Source organism: Plantactinospora sp. WMMC1484, from assembly GCF_049315195.1.
Classification (GTDB): Bacteria; Actinomycetota; Actinomycetes; order Mycobacteriales; family Micromonosporaceae; genus Plantactinospora.
The window spans coordinates 212,998-236,590 of the sequence record NZ_CP186055.1 but is presented as its reverse complement, the minus strand read 5'-3'; the positions used below and the strand labels follow the sequence as shown (position 1 = coordinate 236,590).

Sequence of the window (23,593 nt, the reverse complement as noted above, 5' to 3'; positions counted from 1 at the left end):
ACTCCAACGCCGGAGCCGACCCAGCCGACGAAGCTGGCTACTGGACGTACACGGGCGGTGTGGACCGGTTGATCGGGTCGATGATTATAACCGCGTATCTGAGCGGGCGTGGGCTGATGGCGGTGTCGCGCACCACGGTCGTCGGGCCGGTGATCGGTACGGGCGGCAGGGCGACGCTCGGGTACGACCCGGGCGGGTAGACCCGGTGGATCTCGAGTCGGTGCGGTGCGATCGCGTGCCGGTGGGAAGACGGTGTGTTGGTTACGACGATCTCGGCGTACGTGCCCCACCAGACCGTGGCCCGGGGCACGAGCTGGGTTTCGGGGGTGAGCAGTGTGCTTGCGGGTGGTGAGGTCGGGCCCCAGCCGGACACCTGTGGGCCCGGTCGGCCGCCCGCGATGAGCTGGATCTCGCTGTCGGCGGGCAGGGTGCCCGCGGGCAGGTGCGGTTCGGCCGGGTACCGGACCTCGGCCAGCCAGGTCAGCCGGACGTACCCGGGGAAGCCCGCGGCGGGGCCGTCGACGACGGTGGCCGACCAGGCCCCGTCGGCGTCGCGGGTGAGCGGGATCCCGGTCTGCACGACGGGGACGTACTCCGGGTCGCTGGTGGCGAGGCGACCACGGCGCAGCCGGGCCTGTGGCGGCTCGGTCAGCCCGGCGAGCAGGTCGTCGCGTAGCCCGGTGATGGTGATGGTGACGTCCACGCGGCCGTCCGTGCGCGGTCGTACCCGCACGACCGGCGCCGGCGGCCGGTCCGGTACGGGCACCGCGACCGGCGTCAGTCCGCAGGTCTCGAATGCGGTTTCGACGCCGGCGCTGGTCACGGGCACCACCCGGACGAACTGGACATTGCGCAGCGACCCGGGCAACCGGTGGGTGAAGCGCACCACGCCGTCCGAGGCGGCCCGCAGTGGTTTCGGTGTGACCAGACTGAACCGGCGCCGGTCGGTCAGGTCGCCCGACCGTGCCCAGACCTCGGCCGCCCGCCCACACCGCTGGCCGCTGCCCGTGCCGCCCAGCCTGCGTTCGTCGCCCAGGTACACCCGGTATCCCCACGCGCCGCCACTCCACTCGAGGCCGACCTCGCTGTCGCCCATCGGGTCCTGCTCGGTGGCGAACAGCAGGGTCGGCGCGACGTGCAGCGGGGCGTAGGCCCGTGGGTCGTGCACCGTCCGCTCGACCTGGGCGGGCTCGGACGTCTGACCGGCCGCGTCCACCAGGCTGGCGATCACGGGGATCGCCGCCGTCTCGCCCACGCCGAACTCGCGTACCGCGACGGTCGCGACGACCGATGACGCGCCCGCCGGTACCGGTACCGCGGACTGTTCCACGCCGTCCACCGTCAGCAGGGCGAACGTCACCGGCGCCCCGCCGGGGCCGACCACGTCCCGGGAGGGCAACCGGCCCGGCAGGGTGCGACCGGGCACACCGATCCGGATCCGCAGTGCCCCGGGCGACCGTGGCTGGAGCCCGCCGTGCGGGGCAGCGGGTTGGAACCCGGCTTCCACGGTGGGCGTGGGCGGTCCGGCCGTGGGTGGTGCCTGCCCGCTGACCACCGTCCGGTCGCTCCACCTACCGAACTCGTCGGCCCGCCACAGCCCCCAGGACGCGGACTGGCCGGGCACCGCGAGGTCGGTGACCGAGCCCGCGTTGTCGTTGTGCCTGTCCCAGTGGGCGACCATGGCACGTGCCCGGTTCACCGCTCCGACCCGGATCGTGCCGTGCAGCGAGACCGGGCTGCCCGGGGTCAGCCTGGCCAGGCCGAGCATGCCGCCGGCCGCCGGCCCCATCAGGGGGATCTGTTGGGTCCAGAGCCGCTGGCCGGTGGTCACCCGCCAGGTGCTCTGCGGCAGGGCGAGCGTGCGTGGCGGGGCGGGCCGGTCCGGTGTGGCCTTGGCCGCGACGGCCGGCACCATCAGCGGTACCGCGGTCCAACCGTCGGCGGGATGGGCCGCCCGCAACTGGGTCAGCCGTTGGGCGACCAGCGCCGACAGGCCGGAATACCGGTTGTACAGCGCGGACACGACGGTGGCCGGTGGCGGGAAACCGCTGATGAGCGAGCGTAGCGTGCCACCGTCGTGTGGCCGGTCCAGCGGCAGCAGCCACAGGCCGGCGACCATCCACAGTGTGCAGACCGCCGAGCTGGTCGGCGGATCCACCCGGGTGGCCAGCCCGAGGTGCCGGGCGACGGCCGGATCGACTGCCGAGGCGAGCAGGGCGGCGAGCGGCGAGATCGAACCGGCGGCGGCGGGGACCGGGCCACCGGCGAGGCTGACAGCGGTGTCGATCGGCGGCGTCGCCGGGTCGGTGAAGCACCGATCCAGCCAGTAGTCGAGACCCGACGGTGCGCTGGACAGGGCCTGTACCCGGTTCACCTCGTCGGCCGGGGCCAGTGCGGTGACCGCGCCGTCGGGCCGGTCCGGCGGGCCCATCCGCTTGGCCGCGCCCTGCTCGACCCTCGTCCGGGCCGCGGTCGCCGGATCGGTGGTCGGGTCGGGTACATACCACGGACCGGCGCCGCGCGGCAGGCCGAAGGAGACCGCCTGGGCGGGGTCGATCGTGATGTACGGCGACTCGGTGCTGACGATCTCGACCAGGTCGATCGCGCCCACACCGCTGACACGCAGCAGGGTGATGTCGGTACCGCCGAACTCGTACGGCGCCGCGCCGCGGCTGGCCAGCACCCTGGGTTCGGCGTCCGGCAGCTCGGTCGCCGGGTCCAGCACGTCGACCCGGAAGGCGCTGCCCGACTGGGTCAGCAGCCGGACGAAGCAGCAGCGGACCGCCCGGAACGTCCACTGCCATCCGTGGACCACCAGGTAGTGCATGTCACTGGCACTGGTGTGCCGGATCCCGCCGCCGGTGGCGGCGACGGAGAGGTCGGCGTTCAGCCAGACGTGGGTCCTCGACGACTCGAGCTTGTCCGGTCGGGTGTAGACCGGCACGACGTCGATGCGGAACGCGGTGAGTGGATGCAGCGGAAACCCCAGGCGGGGCGCGAGATTGACCCGCAGGTGCGTGCCGTCGGGCAGCCAGGGGTCGCCCGCCGTGGTGATCGCCGAGGCGCGCAGCAGCTGTGCCGGTGCCACCGTCGACTGGCCGACGGCCGTGACCGCCATGTCGGGTCGCTGGGCGGCGGCAGGGCTTCCGGGCACCACCGACGCCACGCCGCTGGCCACCGCCCCGCCGAGCAGGCTGCGACGCGAGAATCCCTTGTCGGACATCAGATCTCCTCGGCGAAGCGGGGTGTGGTGTGGCACGAGCCGGTCAGGTACGTGGTCACCCTGCTGGTGCCACCGGTGGCGAGGGGCCGGTTCTCCTCGATGCCGAGCCGCAGTCCGTAGGCGGGCACCGCGGGAGAGACCGTACGCAGCAGCACGCGGCAGCCGGAACTGTCCCGCCAGACCTGGCCGAAGACGTTCGGGGCGCTCAGCGGCAACAGCCGGACCCGTGGCGGGGCGTCCCCGTCGGCGCCGGGTTCCCGACCCATGTCCAGCCGCTCCAGCGGTTCCGGCGACTCCAGCAGCACCCCGGAGAGCAGCCAACCGGAGCCACTGCGGATCCACAGCGCGCTCGTCCTGGCCCGGGGCGCCGGGCGCAGGTCGAGGCCGAGCTCGCGCAGCACGCGGGCGAGCAGACCGTCGCCGGCGCCGGGCGGAGGCAGCGTCGTGGGTGCCGCCACGGCCAGGTCCCCCGCCGTGCCGGGGGTTCCGGTGTCCACGAGGCCCAGGTCGGCGAACTGTTCGAGGGGGGAGGCGTAGCGGGAGGTGGTGAACACCGCACCGGGCAGCCCCACGCCACCGCTGGTCTGTCCGCGCTTGCGGAACCAGGCGGCCAGGTCGTAGGTCGCGCGCGGCTGAAGCGATGCCTCGGGCACGAGCGACGCCCCGACAGCCGGGCGGCGGCACGCCCCGCTCGAAGCCAGCGCGAGCGCGTGTAGCCGCTGGTCGGCCCGGGGGAGTTGCCAGGCCCCGATCAGCGCGACCAGCCGCGCGGTGACCGGGTCGGGCGGTGGAGCGGCCTCGGGCGGGGTGTCGGTACGGCGCAGCCGGAGCAGCGAGTCGTACTCGTAGCGGCGGGCCAGCGCGGTGACGTGGTTGCGGCTGAAGCTCGCCGCGACCGGATCCTTGTGGTACCAGAACCGGGTGCCGTCGCCGGGCACGTAGCCCAGCAGGTACCGCTCGAGGTAGCTCGGGTCGAACCGGTCGACGGCCCGGAAGATCGGCGCGAAGGCGCTCGCGGCGAACTGTGGCGGCGCCGTTGTCGTACCGGTTTCCGGCGCGGTGCGGAAGTAGTAGTCCGTGCTCGGCAGGACCGTCGGCTCGGGCTGCTGAGGAGCGTGCACCACGACCGTGTTGGTGATCTTGTAGAGGGTGTCGGGTAACAGCAGGTTGGTGGCGTCGTCCAGCGGTCGGTAGGACGCCACGACGCCCGAGGTGGCCGCCTGCCACCGGCCCGTGTCGACGGCGGTCGCCGCGTCCTGTGCCACGGAGGTCATCCCGCGTACGCCCAGCACCTCGACCCGGCTGCGCGCGTGGTAGAACAGCCGGAAGCCGCGATCGGTCAGGCCCGACGGCGGGGTGTAGCAGTAGACACGGTGACTGGCGTCCGGGTTGAGGGTCTGCACGCGGGTCCACTCGGTGCTGGAGGTCAACGAGAGCACCCGGATCGTGTCCTCCGTCGTGGTCGCCCGCACCCGGAGCCAGAGCCGCAGCTGGGAGATCTCGCCGTCGAGGGTGAACTGTGCGAGTGCGCGCATCGGCGCGCCGGTCGCCTCCCGCCACTCGCCCTGGAGCGGGTGTGGCAGGACCAGCCCGCCGGAAAAGCTCCGGTCCGGTGTGGACACTCCTCCGGAGATCCGCCGAGGGCCGCCGGAATGCATCGGGGCGGGCAGCCCGCCCGAGGCGAACCAGGACGCCCGCAGCGGCTCGCCGTCCAGGGTGACCGCCACCCGCGTGGAGAGCCGCGAGCGGAATCGGTTGGCGGTCAGCGCCTCCGGCGGTATCTCCCAGCCGGCAGCGGTGCCTCTGGCATCGGTGCCGAGCAGCCATCCGGCCTGGGCGAGAACCGCCGGTCCGCACAGGTCGCGCAGTGGAACGAGTGGATCCTCCGGCAGGTTCTCACCGCCGTCGGCCAGGGTCTGGATCCACGGAACCGGGTCGGTGGAGAGCAGGCTGAGATGCCGTGCGGTGGTCAGCGGGTTGGGCGACTTCTGGTCGACGGCCGGGATCCACCAGGTGGCGTCCGGGGTGTTCGGCACCGGTACCTCGCCGTCGTCCGTGACGCTGACCATGGACAGCTGTCTCAGCAGGTACCGGTACCGCAGGTCGGCGGTGCCGACCTCACCGCTGCCGGAGAACGTGTCGACGATCCGGAACGGCCCGATGGAGTACGTCTCGGATGGCGTGCCGACGGTGAAGGCCAGCGTCGGGACCACGTCCGGCCACACCACCGGCGCATCGTCGGGGTGGGTGGTCGCCTCGGCGACCGTACGACCGTTGCGGTCCATCAACGCGACCCCGGTCAGCGGGCTGACCATCGGGACCGGCGGCGGGCCGGGCTCGTCGCCGAGGTGGAAGTCCACGCAGCCGCCGATGGAGAAGAAGCACAGGTCCACCTCGCCGCAGACGTGGAAGTCGACCAGGTAGCGGACGCCCGGCCCGACCTGCACCTTCAGCGTGGTACTCGCGGCGACCGACACCGGCCCGAGGTCCAGGGAGCCGGCCAGCCGGCCCTCGGCGGCGATGATCGGGGACTGCCCCCGCTCGTCGGGATACGGCATGGTCCCGATCCCGGCGACGAGCGACGCGGACATCTCCAGACCCAGCGGACCGAACCGCAGGTTCCGGTGCCAGCTGGCACCCATTCCGACGGCGAAGCCGTCGAGGCCGCGGCCATCCTCGAACAGGTCGGGCAGGCCGGCGCCGTCGATCATGAGAAACGCCCAGGCGTGCTCGTCGAGGATGTCCGGCAGGATGGTCAACAGCACCGGGGCGCCCCGACCGTGCTTGTCGTCGCCGCCGACCCGCAGGAACCAGTTCTTGCCGTGCCTGGGGAAGTGCGCGCCGATGGGCACGGTCAGCTCGAGCAGCACCGGTACGCGGTAACTGCCGCGCAGCCCCATGGTGAGCCCGTCGTCGCCGTATGCCAGCATGCCCAGGTAGTTGATCAGGTCGCCGTCCGGCGGGGACCCGACCTCGCCGAGCTGTGCCCTCGGGGCGAACAGGCTGCCCTTGAGGCTGGCGTTGATCGCCACATCGGGCACGCTCAACGCGAACATCGCCCGAGCGGAGAAGGTGAATCCCAGGTCGGGTACGGTGCCCAGCACGACGCCGATGCCCAGCGTCGTGCTGCCCGGATCGAACCGGGTGTGTCCGTTCCGGCGCGGGTCCCAGGACAACTGCTGGGCGACGATGTCGTCGCCGGGTGGCAGCGCGATCGCGGTGTTGGCGCCGAAGACACCCGTGAAGCCGAACACGCCGAGGCCGGTCGGTCCCAGGGGCACCGGTCCGGGCAGGTCGATGCCGAACACGACCAGGATCTGGTTGCCGTCGGGGCCGTGGTCGGCGGTCATCAGGTACGCGTCGGCGGCGAGGTTGAGCGGCGGAATGCTCGCAGCCAACCGGATGTCGGTGATCGGGCGGCCGGTCGCGGCATCTGACAGGATCTTGAGCTGGCCCCTTCCCTCGATGACGTCCAGACCACCGCCCGCGCCCGGGAAGGCAAGCGTCACCGCCAGGCCGCGCAGGGTGACGTCGAGCGAGCCGCCGTTCACGGTGGCCCGGATGGTGGCGCCCTCGACCCGTACCGGTCCGAGGTCCAGCGCGAAGGACAGGTCCACCTCGAACCACGTCGAGCCCTTGCCCGACCGGGTGCCCAGCACGTCGAACAGCGACCCGAGGTGATCGACCTGCCAGCCACCCGGGTCCTCGACATCCACCCGCGCCGAGTGGTAGTCGAGGGTGTAGCGGTCCAGCCCGGTGGCGTTCATGTCGACCCGCAGCCGCACTCCGTGGAAGCGCACCCGCATCGGGCGGGCCGGGTCCATGCTCACCCCGAACCCGTTGCCGCCGCCGACGGTGAGCGGCTTGACGACGATGTCGGCGCTGTAGTCGACGGTGAAGTCGAACACCGAGTCCGTGGAGTAGCCGATGGTGACCCCGTGTACGACGACCTGACCCTGCTGGGTGAGCACGGTGCTGAGTCCGAGCGCGGCGACGAGCAGGCCGTGCACCAGCGCGCCGCTGCCGTCGTCACCGGGTCGTGGTGGCGGCTTCGGCGCGTCGGCCATGACCGCGGTGGCCAGCGCCGCGGCGGTGACGACCGCCTTGGGCGCCACGGACGACTGCGGCGTGGCGCGTACGGAGATCAGCCCCTGGTCACCGTCGGACTCGAGGGCCGCGGTGAACCCGACGACGACCGGGTTCTGCCGGGGATCGCGGCTGTAGCGGACCCGGATCCGGGTTGGGGCACCGCCGCCGAGGGTCAGTTCCTCGCCCACGGCGGGCACGGTCATGCCGTCGATCGGCAGAAACGCCACGATGTCGATGAGCGTCGGAATCAGATCACCGAGCCCGGTCGCGGCCGGGTCTCGCCACTCCGCCGTGGCGATCAGCTCGGGGCGGCCATCGGCGGCCGGCAGCCGTACGGTGGCCGTCGCATCCACTCCCGCCGGCCTGGTCATCGACAGGCTGGCGGTGACCGTGGTGCCGCCGGCGAGCGGAACGCCCCGCGGCACATACAACTTCAGCTCCGGAATCGACAGGCCACGCCACGCCGGATCCTGGCCGGGCGGGGACACCGTCGGGTTGTCGTCGATCAGGATGACGCCGTCGGTGAGCGACATCCCGACGCCGGTGGTGCCGAAGAGCATCGCCGGCGGGTTGAGTCGCACCGTGATCAGTTCGTTCTCGGCCAACCCCTTGGGCAGCAACCGCACCCGCGCTGCCTGATCCGCGACGCCCGTCACCCGTACGACCAGTTCGCCGTCCACCCGCAGCTGTCCGGCCACCGGCTCCAGCCACTCCTGCCGGCCCGCGCCCGTGCCGCCCGAACGCGGCTCCGCGGGCGCGAGCGCCGGCCTGGTCGGTAGGTGGAACAGCGGGTCCGCCGTGCCCAGCAGGGCGATGTCCACGCTCCAGTTGGTCTGGTTTCCGAGCACAGTCACCACCACGGGGCGGCCGGTAGCGATGGTGAAACTGAGGAAACCGGGCAGCGCCGGGTTGACCACGATTCGGCCGTCGAGCGTGATCGGTGTCCCTGGCCGGACCATCACCTGATCCACCGACCGCAGCACCGTGTCGATATCCGCCGGGATCAGCACTCGATTAGTGGCACCCAGAGAGTCCAGGTAACCCCGCAAGTTGGCCATCTGCAAATCCCCATTCGGGTTCGCGGGCATGGTCAGGGTGACCTGGCCATAGACCATTTACTCGGCGTTTGCGAATCTGCCCAGGTGTTCTGAACCGCGACAAATCCAGCACGCAAAGGTGCTGCCCGCCGGCCCTGGCGTCGGGTCAGGGCACTGACCGACCAGGCTCCAGGCCGTCGCTCGCCCGGACCAGTGCTTCCGCTGTTCTCGGGCGGGGTTCACCAGCTTGCGGGTCGGTCGCCGACCTGGGTGTTCACGTAGGAACCGCAGTCGTCGGCGAATCGAGACGACAACGAACTAATCCACGGTGGCGCATGGCTGTCGCCTTTCGGCAGGAACGATAGGCATCTATTTAAACATGCGCACGGCCAAAAACTCTACCCCGTTCCGGCGGGATGAAAGCAATCCTTCTTGCCCGAGAGGTGCGACCCCTGGAGTGTGTCCCGTCGTGAGGTGGAAGGCCGCAATGGGCCGTGTTCGTCCGGACTCCGCTGGTCCGCTGCGGGTCGTTTGTCGACGACGTGTGGAAAAATGGGTCTGGCCCAACTGTGCCCTTTCCAAGCTGATTTTTTGCAGCCCAGGGTGGGGCGCAGGCGGCCCGGCGCCGTGAAGGCGGGGCTCGAGGTGGGGCGGCCGTCGATTTAAGATCCGATGCCCACCTGGTACCCTCTGGGAGGTTTAGGGGCTTTTAGGGCGGTTAGCGGCGTGACTCAATTCACAAAGGTTGCCACTCGTTTCCCCGCGGTCCCAGCTTGCGCAATCGTGTCCTTCGAGCGCCCACGCCCGGGGCCATCCGGTCCGGGCGGCGCCGCGTCCCTGTCCCCGACGAGAGGACCACCTGTGAGTCGGCTGTGGAGCCGGTTCGGTGTCCGGGGAGTCGCCGTCGCCCTGCTTCTGGGGGGCGTCGGCGGCGGTTACTACCTCGGTGAAGACCGGAAAGCGCAGCAACACAGCATCGAGGCCGAGGCGGCGTTCGACGCGCAGCAGGCCGAGTGGGATCTGATCCGTGAGCGGCATGCGGCGCACCTGCGGGCCACGGCCGAGCAGCGGGCCGCCGAGGCGGAGGCCGCGCGCAAGGCGGCCCAGGTCGCCAAGGCGGCAGCGGAGCGCGCCAGGAAGGCGGAGGAGGCCGCCAGCCGCAAGCGCGAACGCGAGAAGCAGGAGAGGGAGGAGGCGGAGGAGGCGACGAAGCCCTACACCGGGCCGATCCCCGCTTCGTGCAACGAATACAGCGGTAACCGCAAGATCGGATGTGCCCTGCTCCTGGACCGGGGCTTCGCGCTCGACGAGATGCCCTGCCTGGACAAGCTCTTCACCAAGGAGAGTGGCTGGAACCACAAGGCCGAGAACAGGTCGACCGGCGCCTACGGCATCCCGCAGGCACTGCCGGGCAGCAAGATGGCCTCGGCTGGCAGTGACTGGAAGACCAGCCCGGCGACCCAGATCAAGTGGGGGCTGAGCTACATCAAGGGCCGCTACGACACGCCGTGCGGCGCCTGGACGTACTTCCAGAACGAGGGCTTCTACTGAGCCGAACGCCCGCGCGGGGCGGGCCCGGACCGACCGACACCGGTCCGGGCCCGCCCTCTCGGCCCCCGACCCCGCTCCGTCGCCGTGCCCTCTCGACCTGCTTCGGTGGCGGTTGCCCGCGGAAGCTGATAGCAACGTCAGGGTGACGTTCGATCCGTTGTCCCGCGGTAACGACCCGAACCGGTTCGGTACCGAAGCCTTCTACGCGGCACTCGGCCGTGCCTTCGTGGCGATGTGCGCCGTGGTGCCGGTGCTCTTCGTGATCGAGGCGCTCGACGTCTGGCTGAACGCCGGATTCGACACCGCCGCCGGGATCATGCCCCGGAGTATCGCCGGGCTCGACGGCATCTTCTTCGGGCCGTTCCTGCACCACGGCTTCGACCACCTCTACAGCAACAGCATCCCGTTGATCCTCCTCGGCACCTTCGTGCTGGCCACCGGAGCGCGGCGGTTCCTCTACTCCACCCTCCTGATCATGTTTGTCAGCGGGCTCGGGGTGTGGATCACCGGATCGCCCCGGACCATCGTGGTCGGGGCCAGCGGAGTGATCTTCGGCTATCTCGGCCTGCTCTTCATGCGCGGCATCGTCGAACGGAGCTGGTGGAACTTCGGCGTCGTGCTGCTGGTCGGGCTCCTCTACGGCTGGCAACTGCTCGGGGTGCTACCCACCGACGAGCCGATCTCCTGGCAGGGACACCTCTTCGGCCTGCTCGGCGGCTTGGTGGCCGCGGTGATCTTCCGGCGGCGACGTCCCCGCGACGACGACCCGTACCGGTCGGAGTCGACCCTGACCCTGCCCTGACCAGGGGGCCACCCGGCGGTGGGACGGCTATTGCTTCGATGCGTGCTGTCCGCCTACGGTCGGATCAGCAGAGCTGTTGATCAGCCCGTGGTCGGAGAGCGACGGTGAGCACATGCGTGAGGTCGATGTCGCGATAATCGGGGCCGGCCCCACCGGGCTCTTCGCCGCCTACTACGCCGGGTTCCGAGGGCTCTCGGTCGCGCTCGTCGACGTGCTTCCCGAGCCGGGTGGGCAGATCACCGCGATGTACCCGGAAAAGATGATCTACGATGTTGCCGGGTTCCCCTCCATCAAGGGGCGCGACCTGGTCGCCAACCTGGTCACCCAGGCGGACGCCTTCGGCCCGGAATACCTGCTCGGGGTACGCGCCGAGAAGCTGTCGTACCTGGAGGACAGGCCGGTGCTGAGCCTGGCCAACGGCGACATGCTGCGCTGCGGCGCGATCATCATCACCGCCGGGTTGGGCAGCTTCACCCCCCGACCGCTGCCCGCGGCGGAGAACTTCGTGGGCAGCGGCATCGTCTTCTTCGTACCGCAGCTCGCCGAGCTCGCCGGGCAGGACGTGCTGATCGTCGGTGGCGGCGACTCGGCGTTCGACTGGGCGCTCGCGCTGCACCCGCTGGCCCGGTCGGTCACCCTGGTGCACCGGCGGGAGAGGTTCCGGGCGCACGCCGCCACCGTCGACCGGGTACGCGACCTGCCGGTCCGCATCGTGGTCAACGCCGAGGTGACGCGGTTGCACGGTGATGGTGCGGTGACCGGTGCCGACATCGTGGTGAAGGGCGGCACCACCGAGACGGTCCCGGTCGACACCGTGGTCGCCGCGTTGGGCTTCACCGCCGACCTCGGCCCGCTCACCGAGTGGGGACTGGCCCTCGACAGGCGGCACATCCGCGTCGACAGCACCATGCTGACCAACCTGCCCCGGGTCTTCTCCGCCGGTGACATCACCGAATATCCGGGCAAGGTCCGGCTGATCGCCACCGGCTTCGGCGAGGCCGCGACGGCGGTGAACAACGCGGCCGTGATCATCGACCCGGCCGCGCACCTCTTCCCCGGTCACTCCTCCGACGCGGGCTGACCCGGGTCGTGGGCTGCCCCGGGCCCGACCCCGGTCACTCCTGCTCGGCCAGGGGTCGGCCGTCGAAGTCGACCGCCGAATAGAGCGCCAGCTTCTCCAGCCGGTGGTACGAGTCGATCACCCGGATGGTGCCGCTCTTCGAGCGCATGACGATCGACTGGGTGTACGCGCCACCGGCCCGGTAGCGGACCCCGCGCAGCAAATCGCCGGAGGTGATCCCGGTGGCGACGAAGAAGGCGTTGTCCCCGGTCACCAGGTCGTCGGTGCTGAGTACCCGGTCCAGGTCGTGCCCGGCGGCGATCGCCTTCTCCCGCTCCTCGTCGTCGCGGGGCCAGAGCTTTGCCTGCATCACCCCGCCCATGCACTTCAGCGCGCACGCGGCGGTGATGCCCTCCGGGGTGCCGCCGATGCCCATCAGCACGTCGACTCCGGACTCTCCCCGGGCGGCGGCGATGGCACCGGCGATGTCGCCGTCGGAGATGAACTGGATGCCGGCGCCGGCCCGGCGGATCTGCTGCACCAGCTCCCTGTGCCGGGGGCGGTCGAGCACGCAGACCGTCACGTCGGAGATGTCGGTGCCCTTGACCTTGGCGATCCGGCGCAGGTTCTCGACGGCTCCGGCGTTGATGTCGACGGCGTCCGCGTAGACCGGCCCGACGGCCAGCTTCTCCATGTAGAAGACGGCGCTCGGGTCGAACATGGCGCCGCGTTCCGCGACCGCCAGCACGGCCAGGGCGTTCGGCATCCCCTTGCTCATCAGCGTGGTCCCGTCAATCGGGTCCACCGCGACGTCGACCTCCGGTCCGGTGCCGTCGCCGACCTGCTCGCCGTTGAAGAGCATCGGGGCGTTGTCCTTCTCGCCCTCGCCGATCACCACGACTCCGCGCATCGGGATCGAGTTGATCAGTTTGCGCATGGCATCGACGGCCGCGCCGTCGCCACCCTCCTTGTCGCCCCGGCCGACCCACCGGCCGGCGGCCATCGCCGCTGCCTCGGTGACCCGGACGAGGTCGAGGGCCAGGTTGCGGTCCAGGTTCTGCGGCACCCGGGTCCTGGTGTTGGTCATGTCGGCTCCTCCTCGCGGCACTGCGGGGTGGCCCGGCACAGCGTGGCGCGCCGCCGGCCTCGTCAGAATCCTGACACGCTGGTCAACCTAACGCCGGCTCGGGGTGTCGGTGGCCCGGATCGCGGTAACCGGCACCAGGAGGGTTGTCCGGACGGGGGCTGTCAAGATAGAGGGGTGAACTCCGCTGCCCAACCCGCCGACCGTACCCCGGAGAACCAGACGCTCGCCGAACCTGCCGGCGACGCGGACGCCCGAGCCGAGTCGGAGACCCGGGCCGACGCGGACGCCCGAGCCGTGGCCGATCAGGTCGTCCCGGCCGCGATCAGGTCGCAGCGGTCGACCAGGGACATCGTGATCTCCCTACTGGTACTGCTCGTGCCGATCGCCCTCGTGATCGGTTTCGGTCGGCTCGTCCTCGGGGCGGACCAGCCGGTGCTGGTCGATCCGGCGCCGGCGGTGCAGCAGGCCAGGGCAGCCGCCGCCTTCCCGGTCAGCGAGCCGGCCGGCCTGGGCGAGGGCTGGCGCACCGTCACCGCCGACTTCCGGCGGGAGGCCGCCGGCGCGACCCTGCGGATCGGTTACCTGAGCCCGGACGGCGACGGGGTGCAGTTGGTGCAGAGTAGTCTGCCCGCCGACGGGCTCCTCGCGGCCGAGCTGACCCGGGACGGGCGGCCGCGAGGCGTGGTCGAGCTGGGTGGGCGCAGTTGGCAGCGCTACACGGCCCGCCCCGGCGAGTCCGCACTCGTCCTGCTGGAGCCCGACCGGACCGTGCTGGTGGTCGGCCAGGCACCCGAGAGCGAGCTGCGGCGGATCGTCGTCGCCATGCGGTAGCCGTCCCCCGCCGGTACGCTGCGTGCCTGGACACCTGGTGGGCGCGCGATGCCTGCCGGGCCACATTCTGGGGAGGAACGACAGTGACAATCCGACGGTGGGGCGTCGCTACGCTCGCTGCTGTGGCCCTGTTCGCGCCGGCTCTGACGGCCTGCACGGACAATGGCGCCGAGCCGGGCACATCGGGCTCCGGCGCGCCGGCGGTGCCGGCGGACGCCAAGGAGGCGCTGCTCGCGTCGACCAAGGAGATCACCGAAGGTAACTTCAGGTTCAGCATGACGGGTGCCGATCTCGACGGCCAGGGCGTCGTACACAAGCCGAGCAAGAGCGCCCGGATGAACATGAAGGCCGGCGAGGGCGAGTTCTCCATGGACATGGATATCATCTACCTCGAGCCTGACAGCTGGGTGAAGCTCGAGATCACCGGTGCCGAGGGTGTGCCGGGGCTGGAGAGCCTGAACTCCGGCAAATACCAGCATCTCGACCAGTCCAAGATCAAGGGCACGGCCGGCCTCGGCTTCAACTTCAAGGATGTCGACCCGGCCGGCAGCGAGGCGCTGACCAAGGCGGTCGTCGACGTGCAGAAGACCGGCGAGGGCACGTACACCGGCACCATCGACCTGACCAGGGCGACCGGCGCCGGCATGATCAACGAGGACTCGGTCCAGCTGCTCGGCGCCGAGGCGACGAAGTTGCCGTTCGAGGCGAAGCTCGATGCGGAGGGCCGGCTCTCCACGATGACCATCAAGCTCCCGGCGGTGGCCGGCGGCACCGCGCACGAACTCACGGTCAGCTACTCCGACTACGGTGCGGCGAGCCCGGCCACCGCGCCGCCGGCCAGCGAGGTGGTGGAGGCGTCTCCGGAGACGTACGAGCTGTTCAACAAGTGAGCACCGGTCGAGAAGTGAGCACCGGTCGAGGCGGCGAGCGGCAGGGGTGCTGAACCCCGCAGGTCGGGTTGGCCGGGGTCGACTCGAACCGGTGGGTCGACTCGAGCCGGGTGGGCCGGCGGGGGTCAGCCCGGCGCGGACTCGCGGGCCTGGCGGACGGTGTCGATCCGTTGCCGGGCCCCGTCGAGCCAGCCCTGGCAGATCTCGGCCAGCCGCTCGCCCCGCTCCCAGAGCGCCAACGACTCCTCCAGCGAGGTGCCACCGGCCTCCAGCCGTTCGACGACCGAGGCCAGCTCGGCCCGGGCCTGCTCGTAACTGAGTCCGTCGCCCGGACCGTTCACACGTTCGTCAGTCATGGTGCCCCCATCTCAGCACACCCGCGCCGAGGCGGACCCGCATGCGCCCGTGCGCCGGCTACGGTTCGACGACGGCGGCCAGCCCACCCTCGGCGAGGCGAATCCGCAGCCGGTCACCGGCGACCACGTCGCCTGCTGCGCGTACGACATGACCGTCGGCGCGCTGCACGATGGCGTACCCCCGGTGCAGGGTGGCGGCCGGCGAGAGCGCCCGGAGCCGCGCCAGGGTGTGCCGCAGCTCGCCGGTTGCCGTGCCGAGCCGGTGCTGCACGCACCGGGCGGCCCGGTCCCGCAGCGCGGTCACGTCGGCGCTCCGCTGGTCGAGCAGGACCTCCGGCCGGGCGAGCGCCGGCCGGGAGCGCCACGCGTCGAGCCGGTGCGCCTCCCGGTCGACGAGTCCGATCATCGCCCGGTCGAGCCGGTCCCGGGCCATCCGGATCAGCCGGCTCTCCTCGCCGAGATCCGGCACGATCCGCTTGGCGGCGTCGGTCGGTGTCGAGGCGCGCAGGTCGGCGACGTAGTCGACCAGAGGGGCGTCGGTCTCGTGCCCGATCGCGCTGACCACCGGGGTCCGGCAGCCGAAGACCGCCCGGCACAGCGCCTCGTCGGAGAAGGGGAGCAGGTCCTCGACGCCGCCGCCACCCCGGGCCAGCACGATCACGTCGATGCCCGGGTCGGCGTCGAGCACCTTGAGCGCGTCGATGATCTGCGGTACGGCGGTCGGCCCCTGCACCGCCACGTTGACGGTCCGGAACTGCACCGCCGGCCAGCGGCGCCGGGCGTTCGTCAGCACGTCGCGCTCGGCCGCCGAGGCGCGGCCGGTGATCAGCCCGATCCGGCCGGGCAGGAAGGGCGGCCGGCGCTTGCGGGCCCGGTCGAAGAGCCCTTCGGCGGCGAGCAGCTTCTTCAGCTTCTCCAGCCGGGCCAGCAGCTCACCCAGCCCCACCTGCCGGATCTCGTCGGCCCGCAGGCTGAGCGTGCCTCGAGCGGCATAGAACTCGGGCTTGGCGTGCAGCAGTACCCGGGCTCCCTCGGCCAGCTCCGGAGCGCCGGCGTCCAGCACGTCCCGGTTGGTGGTGACGGTGAGGCTGAGGTCGGCCGACGGGTCGCGGAGGGTGAGGAAGACGGTCGACGCCCCGGGGCGGCGGCTGAGCTGCGCTACCTGGCCGTCCACCCACACCCAGCCCAGCTTGCCGATCCAGGCGCTCAGCTTCTGGCTGACCACCCGGACCGGCCAGGGCTCGTCAGGCGTACTGCGGGGAATCCCGGCCTCGGTCATCCGGCCAGCCTACGGCCGCCGCCGTCCACCCCGGCGCCGCCGTCCCGCGGCGGAACTGCCACGCGGGCGGAATCCCCGGCGGAACGTAGACTGGGCGGGTGACCGAGGCTCAGGAGACATCCCAGACCGGTAAGCGTGTCCTGTTGGCCAGGCCCCGCGGCTACTGTGCCGGCGTCGATCGCGCGGTGCAGACCGTGCAGGAGGCCCTCAAGCTCTACGGCGCGCCGATCTACGTCCGCAAGCAGATCGTGCACAACAAGCACGTGGTCTCCACCCTGGAGCAGCAGGGTGCGATCTTCGTGGAGGAGAACGAGGAGGTGCCGGAGGGTTCCATCGTGATCTTCTCCGCGCACGGGGTGGCGCCGGAGGTCTACGAGCAGGCGAAGACCCGCTCCCTGCGGGCGATCGACGCCACCTGCCCGCTGGTCACCAAGGTGCACCACGAGGCCCGGCGGTTCGCGGCGGACGATTACGACATTCTGCTCATCGGTCACGAGGGGCACGAAGAGGTGATCGGTACCTCGGGAGAGGCACCCGCGCACATCCAGCTCGTGGACGGCCCGGAGGATGCCGACAAGATCACCGTACGGGACCCGTCGAAGGTGGTCTGGCTCTCCCAGACGACGCTGTCGGTGGACGAGACGATGGAGACCGTGGCCCGGCTCAAGCGCCGGCTGCCACTGCTCCAGTCTCCGCCGAGCGACGACATCTGCTACGCCACCCAGAACCGGCAGCACGTGATGAAGGAGATCGCCGCCGACTGCGACGTGGTGATCGTGGTCGGCTCCCGCAACTCGTCGAACTCGGTCCGGCTGGTCGAGGTGGCGGTGGACGCGGGCGCCCGCGCCGGCCACCTGGTCGACTACGCCTCGGAGATCTCCGACGACTGGCTGGCCGGGGCGGGCACGGTCGGCCTCACCTCCGGGGCGAGTGTCCCCGACGACCTGGTCATGGAGGTGCTCGATCACCTCGCCGCGCGCGGCTTCACCGACGTCACCGAGGTGACCACGGCGGAGGAGCGGCTGACCTTCTCCCTGCCACAGGAACTCAGGCGTGACATGAAGGCGGCGGCTGCCAGGGCGGCGGCGAAGCAGGCCGACGCGGGGCAGGCCGGGGCGGAGCAGGCCGACGCAGGGCAGGCCGGGGCGGAATCACTCGCGGCGAGCGGCGCCAACGGCTGACCGGCCGGGGCGGCGTGACACGGAACGATCGAGGAGTCGTGGGCGTCCAACACAGCATGCGGATGCGGTGGATCGCCGGAGTCGTACTCGCCGGTGGGCTGGCCCTCGGCGCATGCGCGGACTCCGGCTCGACGCCGTCCGACGGACCGGAGGGAAGCCCGGTGACTCCCAGCGCCCAGCCGGATCCGACCGCCACCGGCCCGACCCCCGGCGGCTCGAGCGGCCCCGGCCCGACGGTCCCCGGCAATCCGACGGCGGTCACTCCGACCCGCCCTCCGCACGGCGGGGCGCCGCCCAGCGGTACGACCACGCTGAGTGGCACCGTCCGGGCCGGCGTCGAGCCCAACTGCGTGCTACTGGAGAACTACCTGCTGGTCGGCGGGCCCCGGGAGGTGCTCGTCCCCGGTGCGCGGGTGACGGTGACCGGCGAGGTACGTGCCGGCCTGATGACCACCTGCCAGCAGGGCACCCCGTTCATGGTGCGGATCGCGACCCGCGACTGACCCTGCCGGCCCGGCGCCGTCCGGGTGACCGCGAATCGCCCGGTGCGGACGACGGAACGGGGCCCGCCCCAGGCTGGGACGGGCCCCGTCTCGGTCACGCCGATCGCGGACTCAGTTCACCTCGCCGATCGTCACCAGGGCGGTGCCGACCACGGCGCCCTCGACGGTGACCACCCGCAGCTCGCCGGAGAGCTGCCGCCCGGCCGGCGGGACCTCCCGCGCGGTCACCGACCCGGTGATGGTGGTCGCGCCCCGGTACGGCAGCGCGTCGTAGTTCGCCGGTACCGACAGGTTGCCGAGGGCGGCCGAGAAGTACACGTCCCGGTAGTCGAACTCGGTGCTGCCGGCCGGCACCGAGTACCCGTCGATCTCGATCTCGTAGGTCCCCGCCGCCGGGTTGGTCAGCGAGACGGACTCCTCCGAGTCCCCGTCGGCGTCGTACGCCACCCGGACACCGTCCTTGTAGACGTAGAGGTCGAGGTCGGCGCTGACGTCGCTGGTGTTGCCGATCGCCACGTCGAACCGGCTGGCCCCGGCCGGCACCGTCACCTCGTAGACCAGGGTCTCGTGGTGGCCGATGCTCGGCCGGTTCGCGAGCGTGCTGCCGAGCGGCCCGCCCGTGCCGGTGACCACGACCGGACCGAAGAAGTTGCTCACCTCCCAGCTGACCGGGGTCGGCTCTCCGGCGACCACGCTGGGCAGCTCGGTCACGGCCGGGTCGACCTCGACGCCCTGGATCCGGGCCTGAAGCTGGTACGGGTTGCCCAGCAGCGGCGACGTACGCCGCGACTCCACCTCGATCTCCCAGATGCCCGGGATCGGGTTGTCGTACGACCGCTCCTCCGGCTTGCACGCGGCGGCGTCGGAGAAGTTGGTGAAGCAGGCCGTGCTGGCGGTGCTGTCCATCGGGATGCCCCACGGGTTGATCGCGATGAACCGGGTCTGCGAGCCGGGGGCGATGCCGGAGAGGTTGACCTGCAACGACCCGGCACCCTCCGGCACGGTGACGAAGTAGGTCCGGAAGAGGTTGCGGTCGACGTTGCCGCCGGCCGAGAAGGAGAAGTCCTTCTTCTTCGGCACCTCGGCGATGGTGACGGCGTTCATGAACTCGAAGTCCACCGCCGGGGTCGCCGGATCGTCGACCTCGATGATCGCGCTGTGCACCCCGACGCCCGCCTTTGCCTCGACGGTGAAGGCGACGGTCCTGCCCAGCGGCAGGTCGACGTGCTTCGGCACCTTGCGGAAGACCCTGCCGGCGTCGCCGACGAGCCGCAGCGCGTGCCGGACCGTACCCTTCGGCCCGCTGGTCCGGGTGAGCTTCACCTTGTAGGTCTTCACCACGCCCGGCCGCTGCCCACCGTCGCCGATGGCGCACCGGTTGTAGATCCCGGTGCCCCGGTCGGGGGTGGCCAGCAGGTCCGAGAGCGGGGTGCAGACCGGCGCGTCGACGGTGTAGCCGCGGGTCTCGATCGCGGCGCCGGCCAGCAGTTGCCAGGCGGCCGGGACGTCGAGCTGGCCGTTGCCCTGGCCGTGCGCGGGCACGCCGTCGATCCAGGACGCCGACGAGTAGATCGCCCGGCGCAGCGCGGCCGTGGTGACCAGCTTGCGGTTCGCCTTGGCGGCCGAGAGCAGCAGCGCGAGACCGCCGGTCACCTGCGGGGCGGACATCGAGGTGCCGTTGATCATCTGGTAGCCGGGCGGCAGCGGGTAGCCCGCCTCCGGCACCGGGTTGCCCGGCAGCCAGAGCGGGGTGGTGGAGATCGCCGAGCCCGGAGCGGTGATGTTCGGCTTGAAACCGCCGTCCTCGCGTGGCCCGCGCGAGGAGAAGTAGAGCAGCTGGTACGGCGTACGGGTCTCGGAACCGTAGTTCGCCAGGTAGCTCTCCTGGCTGATCCCGGCGGCCACGCTGACGATGTCGGTGACCGTGGACGGGTCGCCGATGGTGTTGACGCCTGGGCCGGAGTTGCCGGCCGAGAAGACGAGCTGCACGCCGAGTTCGTTGATGATCCGGCCGTAGAGCTCGGCCCGCAGGTCGCTGCCGTCGTTCAGCGGCCCGAGACCGCCGATCGAGACGTTTATGACGTCCACGTCACGGTTGATCACCATCTCGACGATGCCGTCGGTGAGCGCGGCGAAGGTGCAGCCGCCGCCCCAGGTGCAGGCGCGGCCGGAGACCAGCTTGGCGCCGGGCGCCCCGCCATCCAGGTCACGGTTGCCGAACATGTCGTTGGCGGCGGTGATGCCGGCGACGTGTGAACCGTGCGCGTCCTCGACCAGGCCGATGTTGACGAAGTCGTACGCCCCGGGCAGGCCGGCCGGGGTGGTGTCCACGTCCTCGCGGAACTCGACCACGAACGGGGTCTGCTCGCGTACCGGGGTCTCCGGCTTGTCGGTGCCGAAGTGGCCGACGTCGTAGCGCTGCGCGTACGGGCGCATGACCGCGTCGTCGGTGAAGTCCCGGTTCTGGTTGACGTCGACCCGGATGTCGTGGCTGGTGGGGTCGTAGAGGATGCCGAACTGGTCGGTGGTGTCACCGTCCCGGTTGACGTCACCGCCCGGCTCGCTGCCCCCGGTGATCGATTCCGAGAAGCGGTTGATCCGGTACGTCCCGGCCGGCGCCGTCCAGGTGGCGCCCGCGTAGCTGAAACTCGGGCCGGTCACCTCGTCGCGCATGATGCGCCAGGTCGCGTCGCCGTCGAAAAGCGGGTCGGTGGCGGTGAACCAGTCGACGATCTTGCGCTCGCCGGTGGAGGTGGTCTGTAGCGCCGGGTGGTCCAGGTCGACCCCGGTGTCCATGATGCCGATGGTGACGCCCCGACCGTCCCAGCTCGGATGGGCGGCCTTGAAGTCCACCGCACCGATCTCGTGCGTCGGCATGTACGGGTTCCGGGCCGGGGTGTCGGCACCGGGACCCGCCACCGCCGCCCTGGCCTGCGCCCGCGCCCTTGCCTGCGCCGGGGTGGGGGTCGGCTCCGGGTCCGGCATCTTGATCGTGTCGTCCAGGTCGACCGCGGTGATGCCGGGCAGCGACGCGGCGGCCGGCACGGCCGAGGTCGGCACGCTCGCCCGGAGGTAGCCGACCTCGTCGGCCCGCTTGGCGACGACACCGCCGAGTTTCCGCAGCCCGGTCACGACCGAGGCCGACCGGCCCCTGTCGGCCGCAATGAGCAGCGTCACCCGGGCCTCGTCGCGGGACTTCGCCTCGGCGAGCAGTTCCAGGTCGCGCGGACCGAGGGTGTCGGTGGGATCGGTCTTCAGCGTCTCGGGGGCGGCGGTCGGATCGGCGCTCGCCGGGGTGGCGTTGGCCAGGGTCAGGCCGCTGAGGGTCAGCACCGAGGCGAGTGCCCCGGCACATGTCCGTCGACGCCAGATGTGGGATCTGCTCACGTTCATGTCCTCCGCGAGGAAGAGGGCCCGGCAACGCAGGGCACACGTGACCGGAATCCTCGGTCTCCGCACGCGTGCCTGTCACTATGGACTTGCGCGTTGTGACCTCCCCGTGACCTGAACGAGCCGGTCGGCGGGGCACCGGCGCGGATCGGCGTCGATGGCCGGCCGATCGGAGGTCCGAACCGGACACTCACGGCCGAGGCGTCTCACGGCCGAGGCGTTAGGAAGGGCCCCCGCTACAACAGAAAACGATAAGCGGGGGCCCTTCCTTTCAGGTGTCGAGCAGTTCGGGGGCCTGCGGCTGGCGGGGGGCGGCCTCGACCTGCGGCGGCGCCGGCAGGTCGTCGCCGGCCACCCCCAGCTCGGCGAGCTTACGCGCGCTGACCAGCACCCGGGCCTCCAGCGAGCCGACCGCGCGGTTGTACGCGGTCACCGCCCCGCCGAGCGCGCCGCCCAGCTTTGACACGTGCTCGCCGAGGGTGCCGAGCCGGCCGTACAGCTCGCGGGCGAGCGCGTGCACCGCCACCGCGTTGCGGGCCAGCGCCTCCTGCCGCCACGAGTACGCGACGGTACGCAGCAGCGCCACCAGGGTGGCCGGGGTGGCCAGCACCACGTTGCGGGCGAAGGCGTGCTCCAGCAGCGTCGGGTCGCGCTGCAGCGCCACGTCGAGGAACGGGTCCGCCGGCACGAAGAGCACCACGAACTCGGGGGCCTGGTCGAAGGCGGCCCAGTAGGACTTGGCGGCGAGCGCGTCGACGTGTGCCCGCAGGTGCCGGGCGTGCGCATCCAGGTGCCGGTCCCGGCCGTGCTCGTCGCGCGCCTCCATCGCGGTCAGGTACGCGTCGAAGGGCGCCTTCGCATCCACCACCACGGAGCGGCCGCCGTGCAGCCGGACCACCAGGTCGGGGCGGACGCCCTGCTGGTCGGTGCTTGCCGTGACCTGCTCGGAGAAGTCGCAGTGTTCCAGCATCCCGGCCGCCTCGACCACCCGGCGGAGCTGGTGTTCGCCCCACCGGCCGCGTACCTGGGGTGCGCGCAGTGCCGCGACGAGTTGCTTGGTCTCGGTGCGCAGCTCGCCGGAGACCGCCGTCATCGAGCGCACCTGCTCGCGCAGCTCCGCGTACGCGTCCACCCGGTCGTGCTCCAGCTCGGCGACCCGCTGCTCGTAGCGGCGCAGGGTCTCGTGTAGCGGCGCCACCGCCCGGGCCACCGCCTCCTGCGACTGGGCGGTCGCCTCGTAGGAGAGCGCCCGCATCGACTGCTCCAGCCGGCTCTCGCCGTCCCGGGTGGCCCGCAGGGTCGCGTCGAGCCGGGCGATCTGCGCGCCCGACCGGGCGGTCGCGGCGAGCCAGCCGATCGCCCCGCCCGCGACGAGGCAGACGATCACCACCGCGAGGGTCGAGAGGTCCACCTCACAGAGCATGCCAGGCGCCCGGCCGGCCGGCGCGGTCCCTCGCCCGGGCTGGGTACCGTGGGGTGATGGCCGAGGTGATCTGGTTCCTCCTGCTGGTGTTGCTGCTCGGTGCCGGTCTGCTCTGGTGGCGACGAGAAAGTGCGGCCCGGCGGGCCCGGGAGTTGGCCGACGCGCGGGCCGAGGCGGGGCGCTGGTACGAGCGGCTGGGCGGGCAGTTGATGCACCTGCACGGGGACGAGCCGGCGGTCCGGCAGGCGCTGGCCGACGCCGGGGAGCGCTACAACGCCGCCGGCAGCCAGCTCCAACAGGCGAGCACGACCCGGCAGTACGAGTTGGCCCGGGAGACTGCGCTGGAGGGGCTGGCGTACGTCCGGGCGGCCCGGGTGGCGCTCGGCATCGATCCCGGGCCGGAGCTGCCGCCGCTGGCCGCCGCCCGGGGCGTCGGCGCGGTCACCGTGCCACGGGAGGTGCAGGTGCAGGGCGAGACGTTCCGGGCCGGCCCGAATCCGGGAGCGGCGACGCCCTACTACTACCCGGGTGGTCGGATGCGCGGCCGGCCGGTGCCGGCGGGCTGGTACTCGACCCCGTGGTGGAAGACCGGCCTCGCGGCCGGCGCCGGGGTGCTGGGCGGCATGCTGATCGCCGACGCGCTCTTTTCGCCCGCGTTCGCCGACCCCGGCTACGGCTACGACGCCGGCTATCAGGAGGGCTTCGCCGACGGTTCGGACCTCGGCGGCGCGGGCGACGCGGGCGGCGGCGACTTCGGCGGCGCGGGCGGCGGTGACTTCGGCGGCGGCGACTTCGGCGGTGATTTCGGTGGCGGCTTCGGTGGTGGTGACTTCGGCGGCGGCGATTTCTAGCCTCCGGCCCGTCTTGTTCCGCGATCGTGGCGGTCGTCCG

General features: G+C 71.6%; 14 protein-coding genes and 1 pseudogene. 8 read left to right on the top strand and 7 right to left on the bottom strand.

Annotated elements, in window-relative coordinates; translation table 11 throughout:
- Positions 1–37: 37 nt before the first annotated feature.
- Together ACN28C_RS01035 and ACN28C_RS01030 are read right to left on the bottom strand one after the other, a co-directional pair.
- A complete protein-coding gene (locus ACN28C_RS01035; RefSeq protein WP_422771744.1) occupies positions 38–3,223 on the bottom strand; it encodes a hypothetical protein in 3,186 nt (1,061 codons plus the stop codon).
- Entirely contained in the window at positions 3,223–8,370 is a 5,148-nt protein-coding gene (locus ACN28C_RS01030; protein ID WP_422771743.1) for a hypothetical protein, read from the bottom strand. Before ACN28C_RS01030 ends, ACN28C_RS01035 begins: the two co-directional genes overlap by 1 nt.
- Positions 8,371–9,210: 840 nt before the next feature.
- On the opposite strand from ACN28C_RS01030, the gene ACN28C_RS01025 reads away from it, so the two are divergent.
- From ACN28C_RS01025 to ACN28C_RS01015, 3 genes are all read left to right on the top strand, one after another.
- Positions 9,211–9,900 carry a lytic transglycosylase domain-containing protein gene (locus tag ACN28C_RS01025; protein WP_422771742.1) on the top strand — a complete coding sequence of 230 codons (690 nt, stop codon included), beginning with the start codon at positions 9,211–9,213 and terminating at the stop codon, positions 9,898–9,900.
- Between the two features lie 142 nt (positions 9,901–10,042).
- Positions 10,043–10,702, top strand: a complete 660-nt coding sequence (locus tag ACN28C_RS01020) for a rhomboid family intramembrane serine protease (RefSeq protein ID WP_422771741.1) — start codon at positions 10,043–10,045, stop codon at positions 10,700–10,702.
- Positions 10,703–10,814: 112 nt separating this feature from the next.
- On the top strand, positions 10,815–11,783 hold the full coding sequence (locus tag ACN28C_RS01015; RefSeq protein ID WP_422771740.1) for an NAD(P)/FAD-dependent oxidoreductase: 969 nt from the start codon (positions 10,815–10,817) through the stop codon (positions 11,781–11,783).
- A 34-nt stretch (positions 11,784–11,817) separates the two neighbouring features.
- On the opposite strand, the gene glpX is transcribed toward ACN28C_RS01015, so the two are convergent.
- Positions 11,818–12,849 (bottom strand): class II fructose-bisphosphatase, encoded by a 1,032-nt coding sequence (glpX, locus tag ACN28C_RS01010; protein WP_422771739.1) that lies wholly within the window; start codon positions 12,847–12,849, stop codon positions 11,818–11,820.
- 174 nt (positions 12,850–13,023) lie between these two features.
- Between glpX and ACN28C_RS01005 the strand changes: the two genes are divergently transcribed.
- Together ACN28C_RS01005 and ACN28C_RS01000 are read left to right on the top strand one after the other, a co-directional pair.
- The gene (locus tag ACN28C_RS01005; protein WP_422771738.1) at positions 13,024–13,680 is read left to right on the top strand and encodes a DUF4245 domain-containing protein; all 657 of its coding nucleotides are present in this window, start codon (positions 13,024–13,026) and stop codon (positions 13,678–13,680) included.
- Positions 13,681–13,802: 122 nt separating this feature from the next.
- Positions 13,803–14,570, top strand: a complete 768-nt coding sequence (locus ACN28C_RS01000; RefSeq protein WP_422771737.1) for a hypothetical protein — start codon at positions 13,803–13,805, stop codon at positions 14,568–14,570.
- A gap of 125 nt (positions 14,571–14,695) precedes the next feature.
- Here the strand turns inward: ACN28C_RS01000 and ACN28C_RS00995 are convergent, their stop codons facing one another.
- Both ACN28C_RS00995 and xseA read right to left on the bottom strand, forming a co-directional pair.
- Positions 14,696–14,926 (bottom strand): exodeoxyribonuclease VII small subunit, encoded by a 231-nt coding sequence (locus tag ACN28C_RS00995; RefSeq protein ID WP_422771736.1) that lies wholly within the window; start codon positions 14,924–14,926, stop codon positions 14,696–14,698.
- Positions 14,927–14,984: 58 nt separating this feature from the next.
- Positions 14,985–16,205 carry an exodeoxyribonuclease VII large subunit gene (gene xseA, locus ACN28C_RS00990; protein WP_422771735.1) on the bottom strand — a complete coding sequence of 407 codons (1,221 nt, stop codon included), beginning with the start codon at positions 16,203–16,205 and terminating at the stop codon, positions 14,985–14,987.
- A gap of 98 nt (positions 16,206–16,303) precedes the next feature.
- On the opposite strand from xseA, the pseudogene ACN28C_RS00985 reads away from it, so the two are divergent.
- Both ACN28C_RS00985 and ACN28C_RS00980 read left to right on the top strand, forming a co-directional pair.
- Positions 16,304–17,287: pseudogene (locus ACN28C_RS00985) on the top strand (4-hydroxy-3-methylbut-2-enyl diphosphate reductase); the annotation flags it as partial.
- A gap of 155 nt (positions 17,288–17,442) precedes the next feature.
- Positions 17,443–17,889, top strand: a complete 447-nt coding sequence (locus ACN28C_RS00980) for a hypothetical protein (protein ID WP_422774921.1) — start codon at positions 17,443–17,445, stop codon at positions 17,887–17,889.
- A 111-nt stretch (positions 17,890–18,000) separates the two neighbouring features.
- On the opposite strand, the gene ACN28C_RS00975 is transcribed toward ACN28C_RS00980, so the two are convergent.
- Positions 18,001–21,282, bottom strand: coding sequence for a S8 family serine peptidase (locus tag ACN28C_RS00975; RefSeq protein WP_422771734.1), 3,282 nt, complete (start codon positions 21,280–21,282; stop codon positions 18,001–18,003).
- Between the two features lie 268 nt (positions 21,283–21,550).
- Positions 21,551–22,702 carry a DNA recombination protein RmuC gene (locus ACN28C_RS00970; protein WP_422771733.1) on the bottom strand — a complete coding sequence of 384 codons (1,152 nt, stop codon included), beginning with the start codon at positions 22,700–22,702 and terminating at the stop codon, positions 21,551–21,553.
- Positions 22,703–22,758: 56 nt separating this feature from the next.
- On the opposite strand from ACN28C_RS00970, the gene ACN28C_RS00965 reads away from it, so the two are divergent.
- Entirely contained in the window at positions 22,759–23,553 is a 795-nt protein-coding gene (locus tag ACN28C_RS00965; RefSeq protein ID WP_422771732.1) for a hypothetical protein, read from the top strand.
- Positions 23,554–23,593 lie beyond the last annotated feature (40 nt).

What these genes read in the sequence shown, in the direction of transcription:
- ACN28C_RS01035 (WP_422771744.1), bottom strand. Translation starts at nt 3,223, where the DNA reads ATGTCCGACAAGGGATTCTCGCGTCGCAGCCTGCTCGGCGGGGCGGTG.
- ACN28C_RS01030 (WP_422771743.1), bottom strand. Translation starts at nt 8,370, where the DNA reads ATGGCCAACTTGCGGGGTTACCTGGACTCTCTGGGTGCCACTAATCGA.
- ACN28C_RS01015 (WP_422771740.1), top strand. Translation starts at nt 10,815, where the DNA reads ATGCGTGAGGTCGATGTCGCGATAATCGGGGCCGGCCCCACCGGGCTC.
- glpX (WP_422771739.1), bottom strand. Translation starts at nt 12,849, where the DNA reads ATGACCAACACCAGGACCCGGGTGCCGCAGAACCTGGACCGCAACCTG.
- ACN28C_RS00995 (WP_422771736.1), bottom strand. Translation starts at nt 14,926, where the DNA reads ATGACTGACGAACGTGTGAACGGTCCGGGCGACGGACTCAGTTACGAG.
- xseA (WP_422771735.1), bottom strand. Translation starts at nt 16,205, where the DNA reads ATGACCGAGGCCGGGATTCCCCGCAGTACGCCTGACGAGCCCTGGCCG.
- ACN28C_RS00980 (WP_422774921.1), top strand. Translation starts at nt 17,443, where the DNA reads ATGCGGATGCGGTGGATCGCCGGAGTCGTACTCGCCGGTGGGCTGGCC.
- ACN28C_RS00975 (WP_422771734.1), bottom strand. Translation starts at nt 21,282, where the DNA reads ATGAACGTGAGCAGATCCCACATCTGGCGTCGACGGACATGTGCCGGG.
- ACN28C_RS00970 (WP_422771733.1), bottom strand. Translation starts at nt 22,702, where the DNA reads ATGCTCTGTGAGGTGGACCTCTCGACCCTCGCGGTGGTGATCGTCTGC.
- ACN28C_RS00965 (WP_422771732.1), top strand. Translation starts at nt 22,759, where the DNA reads ATGGCCGAGGTGATCTGGTTCCTCCTGCTGGTGTTGCTGCTCGGTGCC.